The 15093-nt window shown below is 53.0% G+C and carries 15 protein-coding genes and 1 pseudogene; 12 read left to right on the top strand and 4 right to left on the bottom strand.

Going from position 1 to position 15093, the window contains the following annotated elements:
* Nucleotides 1-73 precede the first annotated feature (73 nt).
* Entirely contained in the window at nt 74-1807 is a 1734-nt protein-coding gene (locus tag ACTH3S_RS14920; RefSeq protein ID WP_441809800.1) for an extracellular catalytic domain type 1 short-chain-length polyhydroxyalkanoate depolymerase, read from the bottom strand.
* A 250-nt stretch (nt 1808-2057) separates the two neighbouring features.
* Between ACTH3S_RS14920 and ACTH3S_RS14915 the strand changes: the two genes are divergently transcribed.
* The 7 genes from ACTH3S_RS14915 to ACTH3S_RS14885 all read left to right on the top strand — a co-directional run bounded on the left by ACTH3S_RS14915 (nt 2058) and on the right by ACTH3S_RS14885 (nt 7061).
* Entirely contained in the window at nt 2058-2261 is a 204-nt protein-coding gene (locus ACTH3S_RS14915; protein ID WP_441809799.1) for a DUF3185 family protein, read from the top strand.
* An 18-nt stretch (nt 2262-2279) separates the two neighbouring features.
* The gene (locus ACTH3S_RS14910; RefSeq protein ID WP_096280715.1) at nt 2280-2423 is read left to right on the top strand and encodes a DUF3096 domain-containing protein; all 144 of its coding nucleotides are present in this window, start codon (nt 2280-2282) and stop codon (nt 2421-2423) included.
* Nucleotides 2424-2802: 379 nt separating this feature from the next.
* Nucleotides 2803-3072 carry a ComEA family DNA-binding protein gene (locus tag ACTH3S_RS14905; protein ID WP_441809798.1) on the top strand — a complete coding sequence of 90 codons (270 nt, stop codon included), beginning with the start codon at nt 2803-2805 and terminating at the stop codon, nt 3070-3072.
* A 170-nt stretch (nt 3073-3242) separates the two neighbouring features.
* Nucleotides 3243-4022 carry a (Fe-S)-binding protein gene (locus tag ACTH3S_RS14900; protein WP_441809797.1) on the top strand — a complete coding sequence of 260 codons (780 nt, stop codon included), beginning with the start codon at nt 3243-3245 and terminating at the stop codon, nt 4020-4022.
* On the top strand, nt 4019-5458 hold the full coding sequence (locus tag ACTH3S_RS14895) for a LutB/LldF family L-lactate oxidation iron-sulfur protein (protein WP_441809796.1): 1440 nt from the start codon (nt 4019-4021) through the stop codon (nt 5456-5458). Before ACTH3S_RS14900 ends, ACTH3S_RS14895 begins: the two co-directional genes overlap by 4 nt.
* A complete protein-coding gene (locus ACTH3S_RS14890; RefSeq protein ID WP_441809795.1) occupies nt 5455-6108 on the top strand; it encodes a LutC/YkgG family protein in 654 nt (217 codons plus the stop codon). Before ACTH3S_RS14895 ends, ACTH3S_RS14890 begins: the two co-directional genes overlap by 4 nt.
* On the top strand, nt 6105-7061 hold the full coding sequence (locus ACTH3S_RS14885; protein ID WP_441809794.1) for a DMT family transporter: 957 nt from the start codon (nt 6105-6107) through the stop codon (nt 7059-7061). Before ACTH3S_RS14890 ends, ACTH3S_RS14885 begins: the two co-directional genes overlap by 4 nt.
* Here ACTH3S_RS14885 and gloA read toward each other — a convergent pair whose 3' ends face one another.
* Nucleotides 7062-7610 carry a lactoylglutathione lyase gene (gene gloA, locus ACTH3S_RS14880; RefSeq protein ID WP_441809793.1) on the bottom strand — a complete coding sequence of 183 codons (549 nt, stop codon included), beginning with the start codon at nt 7608-7610 and terminating at the stop codon, nt 7062-7064. It lies immediately after the preceding gene.
* A gap of 200 nt (nt 7611-7810) precedes the next feature.
* Here gloA and ACTH3S_RS14875 point away from each other — a divergent pair, with 200 nt between their 5' ends.
* From ACTH3S_RS14875 to ACTH3S_RS14855, 5 genes are all read left to right on the top strand, one after another.
* Complete coding sequence (locus ACTH3S_RS14875) at nt 7811-8485, top strand: GntR family transcriptional regulator (protein ID WP_441809792.1); 675 nt, start codon at nt 7811-7813, stop codon at nt 8483-8485.
* 152 nt (nt 8486-8637) lie between these two features.
* A complete protein-coding gene (locus tag ACTH3S_RS14870) occupies nt 8638-9660 on the top strand; it encodes a DUF6160 family protein (protein ID WP_441809791.1) in 1023 nt (340 codons plus the stop codon).
* Between the two features lie 39 nt (nt 9661-9699).
* Nucleotides 9700-10758, top strand: coding sequence for a lysylphosphatidylglycerol synthase transmembrane domain-containing protein (locus tag ACTH3S_RS14865; RefSeq protein WP_441809790.1), 1059 nt, complete (start codon nt 9700-9702; stop codon nt 10756-10758).
* Nucleotides 10755-12986 (top strand): glycosyltransferase, encoded by a 2232-nt coding sequence (locus ACTH3S_RS14860; protein WP_441809789.1) that lies wholly within the window; start codon nt 10755-10757, stop codon nt 12984-12986. Before ACTH3S_RS14865 ends, ACTH3S_RS14860 begins: the two co-directional genes overlap by 4 nt.
* Before the next feature lie 2 nt (nt 12987-12988).
* Nucleotides 12989-13936, top strand: coding sequence for a YbgA family protein (locus ACTH3S_RS14855; protein WP_441809788.1), 948 nt, complete (start codon nt 12989-12991; stop codon nt 13934-13936).
* A gap of 10 nt (nt 13937-13946) precedes the next feature.
* On the opposite strand, the gene ACTH3S_RS14850 is transcribed toward ACTH3S_RS14855, so the two are convergent.
* Both ACTH3S_RS14850 and ACTH3S_RS14845 read right to left on the bottom strand, forming a co-directional pair.
* Nucleotides 13947-14678, bottom strand: coding sequence for a DUF481 domain-containing protein (locus ACTH3S_RS14850; protein WP_441809787.1), 732 nt, complete (start codon nt 14676-14678; stop codon nt 13947-13949).
* 40 nt (nt 14679-14718) lie between these two features.
* A pseudogene (locus ACTH3S_RS14845) lies at nt 14719-15093 on the bottom strand (rhodanese-related sulfurtransferase); the annotation flags it as partial.

Genomic DNA, 15093 nt, shown 5'->3' with positions numbered 1-15093 from the left:
TGCGTTTCAACGAAGAACAGCCCCAAATGGGGCTGTTTTAAAACGGCGGCTCACGCCACACTTTTAGATTCTCCTACTGGCACTGCCCTTTTTCAAAAACCCCGTCAGGCGATTCCTTGACCCAAACGTAACCGCCAGGTATCGCGCCAAGGTAATCATCGCCTCCGGTGCTGTAGTAGCCACCCGCATAATAGGCCCGCCCAGCCATACTGTGGCTCAAATTGCTGGCATTCCAGTCCTGACATATAAAGGGATCATTTCCACCATTGCCACCACCATTTCCATTGCAAGCTACCGGCTCGCTGGTAAACCATCGGCCAGGGTCACCCTCATACAGAGGCACGTTACTCCAGCTATCGAACGTGCCACCTATATCGACATCGTCACCGTTCGCGTAAACACGAAGATTATAGCTGCCACCTGCGTAGGCCCGTCCCGAAGATACATGGGCGCTGGGTGATGCGGTCACCTGCTCGCAGGTTTCGGTCGGCACATTCGGATCCGTCACTTCAACCTGACGCTCTACCGTCGTCACATTAGTGTCGCTGTCCGTTGCGGTGTACAAGCAGGAGTAGCTACCTACCGTGGACACATCTACTGAACTGCAGTCGGCCATTACCGTAACGGACCCGTCTTCCGTATCGTCTGCTGTAGCGCCCGGATCGGTAAATGAGGTGTTCAACGCCACCGCCATGGGGCTATCACCAATTAAAGTGATAACCGGAAATCCTTCAGGAGCGGTGCCGTCACGGCTGTGCCCACTAAAAAAACTCCAAATAACATCCGGATAGCTTGGTCCTACCCGCACAGCCCATTTGCCGTTGCTAGCCTGCTCGCCTCCAACCCAATAATGCCCGTGATCGGTATCTTGGGAATTTGGCGTAGCCAATGGCCCGTCTAGGTAAACGGTTTCAACCAGTGACCGGGCACCACTGGTGCCGTCCTGAGTGTAACGGGTGCGAATACAGCCATAGTTGTTCTGATAGTAGGGAGAGCAGGCAACGGACTCGGCCTTCGCTTCCGTCGGCGTATCAAAAGCCGGATCACCAAACGCTTTAAGGTGGGCATCACGGATGTGATCTGCAGAGGTTTTTATAACCGTGCAGTCGTTTTTATTCTGCAGCACCATCAGCGGGATGGGATAAGCACCATCCAGCTCGGCTTCCATATCGGAAACCACCTGAGAGACACTGTGGAATGTCGCACTCCCCGGACACTGGCCAGTCAAGGAAACCGAAGATGCATCCTCTCCATAAGGAATACCTGACGCCGGCGCAGCGGCCGCCCAGTATTCATTGTGCGCCACGGCCGCCACGACAGCCATTGCGCCACCGGAGGACAACCCTGTGATGTAGCGGCGTTGCGGATCAACAGCGTAATTACTCTCTACCGCGAGCGCGATTTGGTGGAGGTCTTCTACTTCTCCAGCGCCTTGGTGGCGATGGTGTTCAAACCAAAAGCCCCAGCAATTCTGGTTACGAAACCCGTCATAACTGGTGATATAGGGCGCAACAAGAATAAAGCCATACTGGTCGGCCGCAGCCTTCATGCCCCAGTCATTCAAAACATCGTTGTTGGTCTGCTTGCAGCTGTGCAACGCCATCACCATGGGCGCAGGCGACTGAAGATTATCCGGAACGTATACCTTGTAGTCCCTGGCGCGGGACTGATTATAGCTTTGTTGCGGTAACGTATAAGAATCGGTTTGGCCTGCGCTGACAGGCGACGAGGGCAGCAGTAATGTGATGGTTATCACCAATGCTGGCATTGCAACACGACGAATCCAGCTGAACGCGGCGTTCGACATAGTGTGCTCCTTCTTGGATTTATTGTTTGGCACCCAAATAACAAGGAAAAACCATGCCACATAGATAACACTTTAATTTAAAAGCATTATCTTTTTTAGGTAAGATGAAGAGTGGCCGGGCAGCCGGACAGAGTGTCCGAGAACCGCGACAGCCGCTTTTGACAACCCGTTACCACGATGTTGCTGGCTGTGGCATCCGGTGCCAAGCTCTCAGAACAAAATGGCAAACTGCCGTAACAAGGAGAATTTCATGGGAAGCTCGAAGCTCGTCGGTATTGTTTTACTCGTAGTAGGCATCGCCCTACTCTACTTCGGTTTTCAATCAACACAGTCCGTTGGTGACCAGATAAGCGAGACTCTCACCGGGCGTTTCACGGATAACACCATGTGGTATCTGATCGGTGGTGCAGCGGCAATTGCAGCTGGCGGATTTCTTTCTTTTTTCAAAAAATAATCACTACATAGGACATTTATGACTTTTCACCTCGAACTCGCCCCACTGATTAGCCTTGGCGCCGGTATTGGCATTCTGGTATTTCCCCGCCTTCTCAATTACATCGTTGCGGGCTACCTGATTGCTCTTGGTGTTCTGGGACTGCTAGGTCACTCGCTCTGAGAGTTCCCATTTGGAGATAAGGCGCGAGCCTACACTTGCTGTAGGAAATATCTCACACGCCATCGAGCTAATCTCCGATATCCCACAGTTTCACCCTCTCTATAATAAGCAGCGTCAGGGATGACAAGCCAGCAAGGATGCCGGCATCAAGGATGAAATGCTCAGGATGAGCTGCAGCCTGAAGGATCAGGCGGGGGTCAGCCACGGAATCGGGGATCACATGGAATGTGGCCCCTGCCCGTGCACTGCTGTACACAACCGCCCTGTCTTCTTTAATTGTTGCCTCTCCACAGCCTGCCAAAACCTAAAACCTGCTCCTGCTGTCTTATGCTCTGACTCACAACCATAACGACACACGTCGGTCTCAGGAGTCATTTACATGAAGCACACACCATTTTTCGCCACACTTGTACTGCTGTTCAGTCTGGCAACCGGATTTGCCTATGCAGAGCAGCCAACCATTAATATCAACAACGCAGACGCGATCACCCTAGCAAATCTCGACGGCATTGGCGCGAGCAAAGCCGAAGCCATCATCGCCTATCGCGAAGCAAACGGCCCCTTTAAAGCCGCACAGGATCTTTCAAACGTGAAAGGTATTGGCGCGCGCACTGTTGAAAAGAACGCCGAGCGCCTAACTGTAAAATAACTGGTAAGGGATAATAATCCACCACTTGGCAGAGCGGTGCCGTCTAATGGCCGCTCTTGCGCGTTCACATCTCCATCCCTGCCCCTACACCACAAAAGTCGTCTGGCAACCTCATTCCCGCCGCCCTATGATTACTGGATAAGAACTCCAACCAGCTCGAGTGGCACGCTATGGCTGATCCCATTAAGGTTTACCCGCCAAAACCCTCACACGTTTATTTTTACGCGACCTGCCTGATAGATATGTTCTACCCAGATGCCGGTATGGCTGGCGTACAGCTACTTGAGCGCGAGGGCATTAAGGTCATCTTCCCCGAAGATCAGACCTGTTGTGGCCAGCCGGCTTATACATCCGGCTACCACGATGAAGCCAGGGCCGTTGCCAAAGCCCAGCTGGACTTGTTTCCGGAAGACTGGCCAATTGTTGTGCCCTCTGGTTCCTGTGGCGGAATGATGCGCAAACACTACCCCAGCCTCTTCAAGCATACTAATCAGGAAACAAAAGCCGCCGAAATCGCCGACCGAACCTGGGAGCTGACGGATTTTCTTCTGAATGTCTGCCACATAAAGCTGGAGGATCTGGGCGAGCCCACCACGGTCGCCATGCATACCTCCTGTTCTGCTCGCCGTGAAATGGGCGTGGCGGAGGTTGGCCCTCGACTAATCGGACAGCTAAGCAACGTAAACCTGGTTGAACAAGTGCGAGCAGAGGAGTGCTGCGGCTTTGGTGGCACCTTCGCTGTGCGCCACCCTGAGATTTCGGGGGCTATGGTCAGCGAGAAAGTGGATACCCTTACCGATACCGGCGCCGGTAACTTTGTGACCACAGACTGCGGCTGCCTAATGAACATTGCCGGGTACGCCGAGAAAAACCAAAAACCCCTCGCCGGCCAACATATCCTGAGTTTTCTCTGGCAGCGTACAACTGCAGGCAAGGGAGGCGGATCATGAGCCAGTCTGCAAACAAAGACCCGCACCACATCGACGTAAAAGAATTTCACCCCCGGGCTCGGGCAGCCATTGCAGACCCCAAGATACGCCAGAACTTCCGAAAAGCCATGGACGGGTTGATTACCAAGCGCAAGGACGCCTTTGAAAGCTGGGATCTGGAAGCGTTAAGAGACCTGGGCGCTAACATCCGCTTGCGAGCGCTGGCCAACCTACCTGATCTGCTTGAACAGCTTGAGAAAAAACTCACTGAAAACGGCATCAAAGTTCACTGGGCAATAGATGGCGATGAAGCCTGCCAAATTGTCCGGAATATCTGTGTCGCCCGGAATGCCAAAACGGTTATCAAAGGCAAATCCATGGTGTCTGAGGAAATGGAACTGAACCATTACCTCGAAGAGCATCGCATTGAAGCCCTGGAATCGGACTTGGGCGAGTACATCGTTCAGCTTGCTGATGAAACACCCTCCCACATCATCATGCCCGCAATTCACAAGAATACCGGTGAAATTTCCGAGTTGATGCATGAGAAAACCGGCACTGATCTTTCCAACAATGTGGAATACCTGACCGCCAGTGCCCGTCAGCAATTGCGCGAAAAGTTCATGAATGCAGATGTGGGTGTAACCGGCGTGAACTTTGCGGTTGCCGAAACTGGCACCCTTTGTCTGGTAGAGAATGAAGGCAACGGCCGCATGACCACCACGGTGCCGCCCTGCCATATTGCGGTTACTGGTATAGAAAAAGTGGTAGGCAACTTGGAAGATGTCGCACCGTTGCTAGCGTTACTGACCCGGTCAGCCACCGGGCAGCACATTACTACCTACTTCAATATGATCTCCGGCCCACGCAAACCGGAAGAACTCGACGGCCCGGAAGAAGTCCATCTGGTGCTGGTGGATAACGGCCGCTCATCTATTTACCAGGATGACGAGCTACTGGACACCCTGCGTTGCATTCGCTGTGGCGCCTGCATGAACCATTGCCCGGTTTATACCCGAGTGGGAGGCCACACATACGGCACCACCTACCCCGGTCCTATTGGCAAAATTCTAATGCCCCACCTGATCGGGCTGGATGAAGGCCGCCACTTACCCACCGCCTCAAGCCTCTGCGGCGCCTGTGGTGAGGTGTGCCCTGTCAAAATTCCGATACCGGATCTGCTGGTACGCCTGCGCCAGGAATCTGTAGATGGCGACAAGCTTAACCCCGCCAAAGTACAGGGACACGGCGCGAAACGTAGCACTCTGGAAGCGCTTATCTGGAAAGGCTGGAGTTGGATGCATGCGCGCCCCGGCGCTTACCGGTTTGGCACCGTAATAGCCGCTCGCTTGCGTAAGTTACAACCAACAAAACTGGGTGGCTGGACGCAATACCGGGCGGCGCCAAAACTGGCCGCCAAAACACTCCACGAACGCATGAAGGAGCGTGGCCAATGAATTCTCGGGACACCATTTTACAACGCCTGCGCAACCGTGGTGGCGGTAAACTGACAGCTCCTGAATGCGATTTCTCGGTTCTGAAACGGCCTCATTCTTCGGTTGCCGAGCAAGTTGATCAGTTTCAGAAAACCATCGACTCGGTGCACGGGGAGGTACATAGGTGCACGCCAGAATCTTGGATCGCGCAACTTGCTGAAATCCTCTCATCCCGTGGCGCCCGCAACCTGCTGATTCCGGCTAAACACCAGATTGGCCATGCCTTGCGCGATTCCAAACGAGACGATTTACCCGAACTGCTTATCTACGACGAGCCCATCAACAGTTGGCAACCCCATCTGTTTAACGAGGTGGATGCCAGTATCACCTCCACCCGAGGCGGTATTGCCGACACCGGATCACTAATTCTTTGGCCAACCGTGGATGAGCCCCGCTTGATGAGCCTGGTGCCGCCGATTCATATTGCCGTACTGGAAGCATCAGAGCTATACACAACGTTCCACGAAGCCATGGGCGCTCAAAACTGGGCGGCTGGCATGCCCACAAACGCTCTGCTAATCTCGGGGCCATCCAAAACCGCCGATATTGAACAGACCCTGGCTTACGGTGTTCACGGTCCCAAAGAATTGATCATACTGGTTATAGAATGATTCGAGGCGCCCTGCTAATCGCCCTGGCAGCCCTGCTTTGGGCCACCACGGGAATCGTTGCGAAATTCCTGTTTACCGGGACCGACCTGCAAGCCATCACGTTGGCTTTTCTGAGGCTAGCTGTTGCCCTGCCGTTTTTCTGGCTGCTGATGCGCAAAGAGCAAAGACAAAACGCCAACGCAGGTGCAAAAACACACGACAGCCTCCTGCAACAACTGAATTTAAAATCCCTCGCGCCCCTTGCCGCACTTGGCCTCTTTCAAGCCATTTACCAAGGCAGCTATCTGATGGCAGTGGATATGACCGGCGCGGGTATCGCCACGCTGATTGCCCTATGCTTGCCTCCTGTGCTGGTGGCGATACTTGCAGCTCCGTTACTGGGGGAAAAGCCAAGCCTGCTCACCATTATGGCGCTTATTACCGCCGTTATCGGCACCGCCATGCTGGTCCTGAGCGACATGGACACCAGCGGCTCCCTGCGCCTTGCTGGCATCCTTATGGCCCTCCTAGCGGCATTGGTATATACCGGCTTCACGATGACCAGCCGTTACAGCTCCACTGGCACACCCATTTTCACCACCGCGTTCATCTGCTTTTTTACAGCTGCACTGATGCTGCTACCGGTCGTGGTGCTCAGTGATGGTTTTGAGGGGGTTGAAGAGCTTGAGCTAAAGCATTGGTTGATGGTGGCCTTTATCGGCATCGTGCCCACCTGCATTGGCTACGTGTGCTTCTTTACCGGCATAAAAACCACCCCGGCAACACTTTCCAGCATTATCGTCACACTGGAGCCGTTATTTGTCGCGTTGCTTGCCTGGATATTTCTGGAGGAAGTTCTTGGGCCGATTGGCATTGCAGGCGCGCTGATACTCACCGCTGCGGTGATCGTGGCCTCGCGTTATGGCGGAAAACCCGGTGCCGCCCCGAAGGACGACCCAGAAACATCAGTCTGATCAGCTGTTCTTACGCTGCTTTTCCAGCATGTTCGGCTGTAGTATCTCTATCCAGTAGCCGTCTGGATCTTTGATAAAGGCTAGGCCTTTCATCTTGCCGTCATCCGGCTTTTTGACGAACTCCACACCCAAGCTTTCAAAACGCTCACTGGCCGTATAAACGTCGGGTACGGCAACACCGATATGGCCAAAGCCTTGGGGCTCGTCGTTGCCGTTGTGATAGGCAAAATCGTTGTCGTTCTCAGTGCCCCAGTTATGGGTCAGCTCTAGCATGGCTTCGCGCCCGAACGTAAAAGTGGTTCGGTAAGCGTCGTCCGCAGGCACTTGGCCGGCTTGCCGATCGTCAAGGTAGGCTAGAAAATACAACGTAAACTTCATTTCCGGGAAGTCCAGTTTACGTACCAACCGCATTCCCATCACCCGAGTGTAGAAATCCATGGAACGCTCAGGGTCTTTTATGCGCAGCATGGTCTGGTTAAATACATAGCCTTCCGTTTCTGGAACCGGCTCTTCATGCAAGCCGGGAGCTTGCTCGAAATGCTTGGGCATGGGATTTCCCTTTTTAGCGTTTGAAAGTTCAAGGTTTATACCTGCGTGCGTTTCTGCGCAATTTCAAGGGCCCTGGCATTCTATAAAGCGGCTCATAGGCAGTCTGCTGGGTGTGATAAACTCCCGCCTTATACACTCTCCTGCTGGAACGGGGTCTGCTCTTGGCCCACCGGCTTTCAAGACCTGCTCAGAGAACCTTTATGGACTTTAAGGTGCCTAACACCTTGGCGGAGCAAATCGCCAATTACCTGGCAGAACGGATCATGACCGGGCAGATCCAGCCCGGCGAGCGCATCCAGGAAGCCACGCTGGCCACCAAACTCAAGGTTAGCCGAGCCTCCGTAAAAGAGGCTCTTTATACCCTTGAACGCTGGCACCTGGTGGAAATCACTCCCCGAAAAGGCGCCGCTGCTTCAAAGCTGGACGCCGATCATGCCTCGGAGTTGTACGACGTTTATATGCACCTACTGATAATGCTCGCCGCACGACTATGTGAGCGCTGGCAAGAGAGCGACCGTGAGAGCATGCTGACTGTGGTGAGCCGTGCTATAGAGCAACTGAAGAAGCCCACAGCAGACATTGCCGCTGTAGTGGAAGCCAGTTTTGAGGTGATGGAAGCCTGCTGCAAATTGGTGGGCAATGCGTATCTCACGGAAGCACTTTCAAATTTCAAGCCGGCGGTTAGCCGCGCTTACTACTTGAGTGCTGATCGCTATCGCCGCGGCCTGGCCCAGACAAGTCAGTTTTTTACACGCCTTCCACAAGCTGTGCTAGCGCGAGATGCGGAAAAGGCTCAGGCGCTGATCCGAGACTTTGCGGAGCACCAGAAGGCGATGATTCAACGTGCTTTGCCCTCTGCCTCTAACTGTGATTGAACTCACAGACATATCAATACTTCCCGCCTATCGTAACAACATGTAACAAAGCCTTATTCCTGCTGCATGGGTTACGCTGTCCCCTGCGGCTGAGGAGCTTGATTAAAGCTCTCTACCAACAAAAACAAAAAGACCATGAAACCGGGGCCATCATGATTCAGCCGCACACCTGTCGCCGCCCGACAAGATCCACAGCGCTTTCACTCTGGGCACTTGCACTCTCTTTGCCTACCACGGCCATGGCGGAATTTCAGCCATTGGATGACGGTGCTCTCTCAGGGGTAACAGGCCAAGCTGGTGTGACGATTGAGCTGGAAACCAAAATCAATATTGATCGGCTAACCTGGACAGATGAAGGCTCACTGAATGTGAACAACATGCGGCTTTCCGGGCATGGCGATACCGCCTTGGACAACCTGAAGCTCACCGTGGATATTGCCGGTACAGGTGAAGTGCTTGAGCACGGTTTTTCAGAAATTGCCCGCCGTGCGAACGCGGGGCTTATGAGCACAAACAATGCCGACGTAGCCGATGCTCTGGCAACGTATTCCATGGCTGGCGAGTTTGGCAAACAGTTCAACAGCGGCGACTTGGTTATCCACCTTGGCGCAACCGATTATGGCGACCCAAACAGCCTGACAGACTACCTGCGGGCCGTAGATTTTGAGTTAGAGGTTGGAAGCATTACCGCCAGCGGCTCCGAAGGGACAGCCACGCTGTTTTCAGATGTGTTGTTGCAGGGCTATGTAGGGCCGACAGATTTGGTTATCCGCAACGCAAGTGGGGCAAGCCGAACCCTGAGTAATGGCAACATAGTGTCTGGCGCTGAACTGCAGCTAGACACCCACTTTGAGATAACAAACGGCAGCCTTAATTGGGATGCCGCAGATGTCATTTTGCTATTCAACTTTGCCGCCGTGGGCATTGAAGGCCTGCAGATTCACAACCGGCGGGGCAACGACACCCTTGGCCACTTCGGTATGGCGAGCGCCACCGCCAAGCTCTCTAAGGGCACTGGGGCGGTCTCCGGCAAAGAAGGCCTCTCGGTTCACGACGTAGAGTTCCGGGCCGACATCGATATGCCCGTATTTAAAATTGGCCAAGCCAGTATTGGCAGCGTTCAATTCACAGACTTTGCCATTACAGATACCAACATGTTGGTTTATGGCCACTAGTGTCCTGTAAACTGCCCGTCTCTTCATGACGGGCAGCCCATGACTGACAACACCGACACCAGCTACCAAAAAAGCACCTCAGCACGACGCCTTGTACTGTTCAGTTTGCTCTTTATCGCACTCACAGCGGCAGGGCTGTATGCCGTATACGATCAGTTTGCTGGGCGCAGTATCAGTTTTGATCTTCGGTTGATTGCACCAAAAACCCTTGTGGCAGTCGCCGCTCTGCTATTGGTGTATTTCATTTCCGATGGTTTGCGCTTGCACTTCACTCTGCGGGCGCTTGGGCATCGACTGTCCTTTCTGGTCATCTTTCGCCTGGTTTTTATCAACCTGTTTTTCTCTAACGTTACACCCATGGCTACCGGCGGCGGATTCGCCCAAATCTGGTATCTGCACCGCCATGGGGTGCCCGTGGGCAGAGCTACAGCCGCCACTACAATCAGAACGGTACTAGCGGTGCTCTTCATCTTCTCCCTCTCGCCGGTTTTTCTGCTGACACTGGATGCGTTTGATGGCCAGTCCATAACCGGCGACATTGGCTTTGCACTGGCTATCTTCATTCTGCTGTATTTGAGCTTTTTCATTATTCTGTTGTTTCGCACACGCTGGCTCATCGGGCCACTCAGCGGCCTACTCAGAACTCTAAACCGCTGGCACCTGATCAGCGATGCCCGCCATCAACACTGGCAATTCAAAGCGCGAAGGGAGATGCTGCGCTTCTCTCACAGTTTCAGCGACTACCTGCGGGGCAGGACACTGTTTGTGGCGCTATCGGTTCTTTTCACAGCTGTGTTCCTGCTCAGTCTGTTCAGCTTTCCCGCCCTGCTGATCTATAGCTTGGGTTACGATGTGGATTACCTGGTATCACTGGGACTGTTGGTTGTAACCACGTTTATTATGTATTTCTCACCCACACCCGGTGCTTCTGGCATTTCCGAAGGTGTTTTCGGCAGCTTCTTCAGCGATCTCCTTTCAGGGAATCATCTGATTCTCGTTATTGTGAGCTGGCGCTTGATAACCATTTATTTGGGCATGATTATTGGGTTGCTTGTATTGCAAAGAGAGTTAGTTAAAAGTCGCAGGACATTCGAATGATCTTCCGAAACCCATTAAAACTACTGTTCTATCTCTGCCTGCTGATCGTGATAATGCTGGTAGGCTACAAGGCCTATTTGAATTTTTTCATGAAAGACTTCGCGGGCGTGCATACCGAGCAGGTAGAGCAGATTCATCGCGACGTATCAGCTGATAAGCCGTTCAGTTTTGCCGTGGTCGGCAACATCAATAATTCGGTCGGCATTTTTGAGGAACGTATTATCCCGGAGCTGAACGCTTCGGGCATGGATTTTATGGTTTCCGCCGGCAACGCGGTCAGCGGTGGCGGTGAAGACAAATACCGCGCCCTGTATGGAACCCTCAATCACCTGAACATCCCGTACCTGCTCACCTTCGGCCCCCATGAATACGATGATTTTGGCAGCTTCCGCTTTTACGACCATTTCGGGCCGCACTTCTACAGTATTCAGGCCGGCAGCAGCCTGCTGATCTTTCTAGACAGTACCGGGAAAACACCCTGGAAATGGCAGATGCGCTGGCTTAATGATCTGCTCAGTCAGGACACTTCGAAAGCAAAAATCCTGTTTATCGGGCACCCACCGCTTAAGCCAAAGGAGGACGCTCTATTCGACCAGCCTGAAGATTACTTGGCACCACCTGAATTTCGAAACGCTTTGCTGGATACTGCAAAGAAACACAACATTGATATGGTCTTCTCCGCCAACCTTTCTCTGTACTCCGAGAAGCAGCTGGGCAACACGCTGTTCATCACCACCGGCGGCGGTGGTGGGTTAATTATGAATGACGACACTAGCTTCTATCACTACGTGCAGGTGAGCGTCAGCCCACAGGGCGAGGTTAGCCACACACTCCAACAACTCGAAGTCGGCCAGCACCCCATTCTTAAACGGCTTGAAAGCCTCTGGTTCTTCGTTTATTCACTTTTCTATACTGGCTACCTTAATTTCCTTCTGATTGTGGCGGTGTTTGCAGCCATCACCATCAGACTCTACGCCATCATTTTTGTCGGCAAGGATTACTACCCAGACTACAACCTTGATCCGACCCCATGGCGGGAGAAGCCACTAAGAATTGCTATGTTCACCAACAACTACCTGCCATTTATAGGCGGAGTCCCCATCTCCATTGCCAGGCTGAGACAAGGCCTGGAACAGCTTGGCGACAAACTGCTGGTAGTGGCGCCACGTTACAAGGATCAGCCAGAGGTTGAAGACCATGTGCTCCGGGTTCCTTCCCTGCTCGCCATGGGCGAGAAGCATGAGTTCCGGCTGGCCAACATTTTCCTTGGCCGCATTCGCAAACGAGTACGGGCTTTTCATCCAGATATCATCCACCTGCACCATCCGTTCTGGTTAGGTTCGCTCGGTCTGTTCGTCGCACGCCGGCTCAAAGTGCCAGCCATCTACACTTACCACACCAGGCTGGAGCACTATGCCCATTTTGTACCGTTACCAGGCCTAATTTTCCGCAATCTCATTTCCCACACGCTGATCAAACGCTTCGCCAACAAGTGCGATGGCGTGATCGTACCGACCGACTCCACCGAGGAATACCTCCGGATGATCGGCGTAAAAACGCCCACGTTCGTGCAGCCTACAGGGATTGAGTACAAGCGTTTTCAAACGGTGACAGACAACGAAATCTCAAAGCTTCGTCAAACCCTGAAGCTGACCGATGAGAAGATTTTCATAAGCGTGTCGCGGCTGTCGAACGAGAAAAATATCGACTTCATGATCGAAGCAATCAGTCAACTGCGGCAAGAAACAAACAAGCCCTTTCACTTCCTGATGATTGGCGAAGGTCACCAGAAAGACCGCCTTCAAAACAAGATCCAAGAGCTTGGCCTAGAAACCCATTTCACGCTAGTTGGCGCGGTACCGCCTGAGGATATGGCTGTGTGGTATCGCCTGGGCGACGCCTTTCTGTTCGCCTCTAAATCCGAAACCCAGGGCATGGTCATTCTGGAAGCAATGGCGGCAGGCCTACCTGTAGTCGCCGTGCGCTCCAGCGGCATTGATGACGTTGTCCGCCACGGCTATAACGGTTTCAAAACCCCCGAAAGACAGGATCAATGGTGCATACAAGTAAAGCGACTGCTGGAGGACGACGAACTCAGACAAATGCTTTCCGGGCAGGCATTGGCATTTGCCAAAGATTTTTCAGTTGAACAGTTTGCCAGTGATGTTCGCGAGATCTACGCTACTATTCTGGCAATCGGCGATAAAAAGCTAAAAAAACGGAGATAAACGTGAGCGGCATTCCTGTAGGAATCAGCACTTGTCTGCTGGGCAAAGAAGTTCGTCATGACGGCGGCCATAAACACTCCCGTTATTGCACCCAGGTGTTGTCACAGCACTTTGATTTTCGCCCTATCTGCCCCGAACTGGAAGCGGGATTAGGTGTGCCCCGCCCAGCTATTCATTTGCGGGAATACCCAGACGGCATGCGCCTGATAGAGGCAAAAGGGCCTGCTGATCACACGGCTGCCATGCAAGAATTCGTTAACCGCATCCTGTCAGACTTGGCCGACCTGCGCGGTTACATTCTGATGGCCAAATCCCCCAGTTGCGGCATGGCACGTATCAAGATTCACAACCCCGAGGGCCAGGTGATTCGGCGTGATGGACAAGGAATGTTTGCCGAGGCATTGATGCGTGCTTACCCGCTGATGCCAGTGGAAGAAGAAGGCCGGCTGAACGATGACGCGCTCAGGGAGAACTTCATCGAACGAGTCTTTGCCTATGATGACTGGATGCAGAATGTGGCTGGTGAACACCTTTGCGCCAAAGCACTCATCGAATTTCACACCCGGCACAAATTTCAGTTGTTAGCGCACTCAGAAAAAATCTACCGCCAGCTTGGGCCCTTGCTGGCCGACCTGAAATCAGATGCGCTAGAAACCATTGCAAACCGCTACGTTCAGGCGTTTATGGAGGCCATGACAAAGAAAGTAAGTCGTGGCTCACATATAAACGTGATGCAGCACCTGATGGGTTACCTTCGAGATGCAATGGCGGACGAGGATCGCAAGGTTCTGATCGAGCAAATTGAAGCTTATGGCCGCGGCGAGGTGCCGCTTATTGTCCCCATGACACTGCTAAGAATGGCTCAGCGCAGGGAACCGGCTGATTACCTGCGCCTACAACAGTACCTGACCCCCTATCCAGACGAACTGGGGCTCAGGAACAAAGTGTAAGGCTTTGTTTTTAGAAGCCGTACAGCAGTGAGATAGAGGTCTCGGTATCCGTAGAGTCAGAGCCTGCAGGCGCATCAGATACATGCTCCACACGGTATGCCAGCTTCATGGAAAGGTTGCCGACAACGTTGGCCTTAAGGGCCGTCTCTGACTGGCTGATCACGTTGTTCTCATCTAATCCAATTTCCGTGCTCAGTTTCTGGCGAAACAGTGCGTTTTCAGAAAGCGCGTAGTCAAACTGGGCCGCCAGGCGGGCGATCGCCTCCTTCTCCTCCTCTTCACCGTCGTCGTTCACATCTTCCAATTTGTTGTAGCGATAACCGGCACCCACCGAGAGATCAAGGAATGAACGCTTGCCCTGGTTCCAAACGCGGTTACCGTAACCGGTTGTGGCTGTGGATTCGAAATCGTACCCGGAAAAGCGATCTTTCTCGTAAGCGCCGCGCAAGAACCAGTACTGGTCTTCATCAAACTTGTAGTTGGTCTCAAGGGAGCCCTTATACTTCTCGGCTGTTGTTTCGTCTTCAGATTTCGAGGAATTGGAGCTGAACTCCGCAATGTTGCGCCAGTTTACTACTTCATGCACCAGCCCCAAACGCCCGTTTATGTTGGTCTCTTCGGTATTACCAGAAGTCATAAGTACACCGAGTTCTGCCTCACCTTCCCAGTCTTTTGCATCCTGGCCGTAAGCCAGTGGCGCGGCTGAAATGGCAATAATGGCAACGGTTTTCTTAAAACCCATGAAAGCTCCTTGATCGCTGATTCAAGCGTATTAATACATGTTAACGAGCGTTAGCGTTGCGGCGCTCACCTTTCAGGCTTTTTTCAGCCTGCCGCTCACGTTCTGACTTCTTGTGCGCTTTGCGTTCAGCAATAATGCGGGCGGCATCACCACCCACATGGGGCTCTCCACGGGCCTGGGCCAAACGCATCTGGTGCTCCCGTTCCGCAAAGCGCGCTTTCTGTTCTTCACTTAGGGAGTCAACGCACCTGTGGCAGCTCACACCCTGTTGATAATCAGTGTGCTGCTTGTCAGCCTCGGTAATCGGTCGACGACAAGCGTGGCACTGATCATAGCCACCGCGCTCAAGACGATGATTGACCGTAACCCGGTCGTCAAATACAAAACATTCACCTTTCCAGAGACTTTGCTCTTC

The organism is Marinobacter sp., from assembly GCF_052094685.1.
Classification (GTDB): Bacteria; Pseudomonadota; Gammaproteobacteria; order Pseudomonadales; family Oleiphilaceae; genus Marinobacter.
This window is presented reverse-complemented; position numbering and strand designations above follow the sequence as displayed.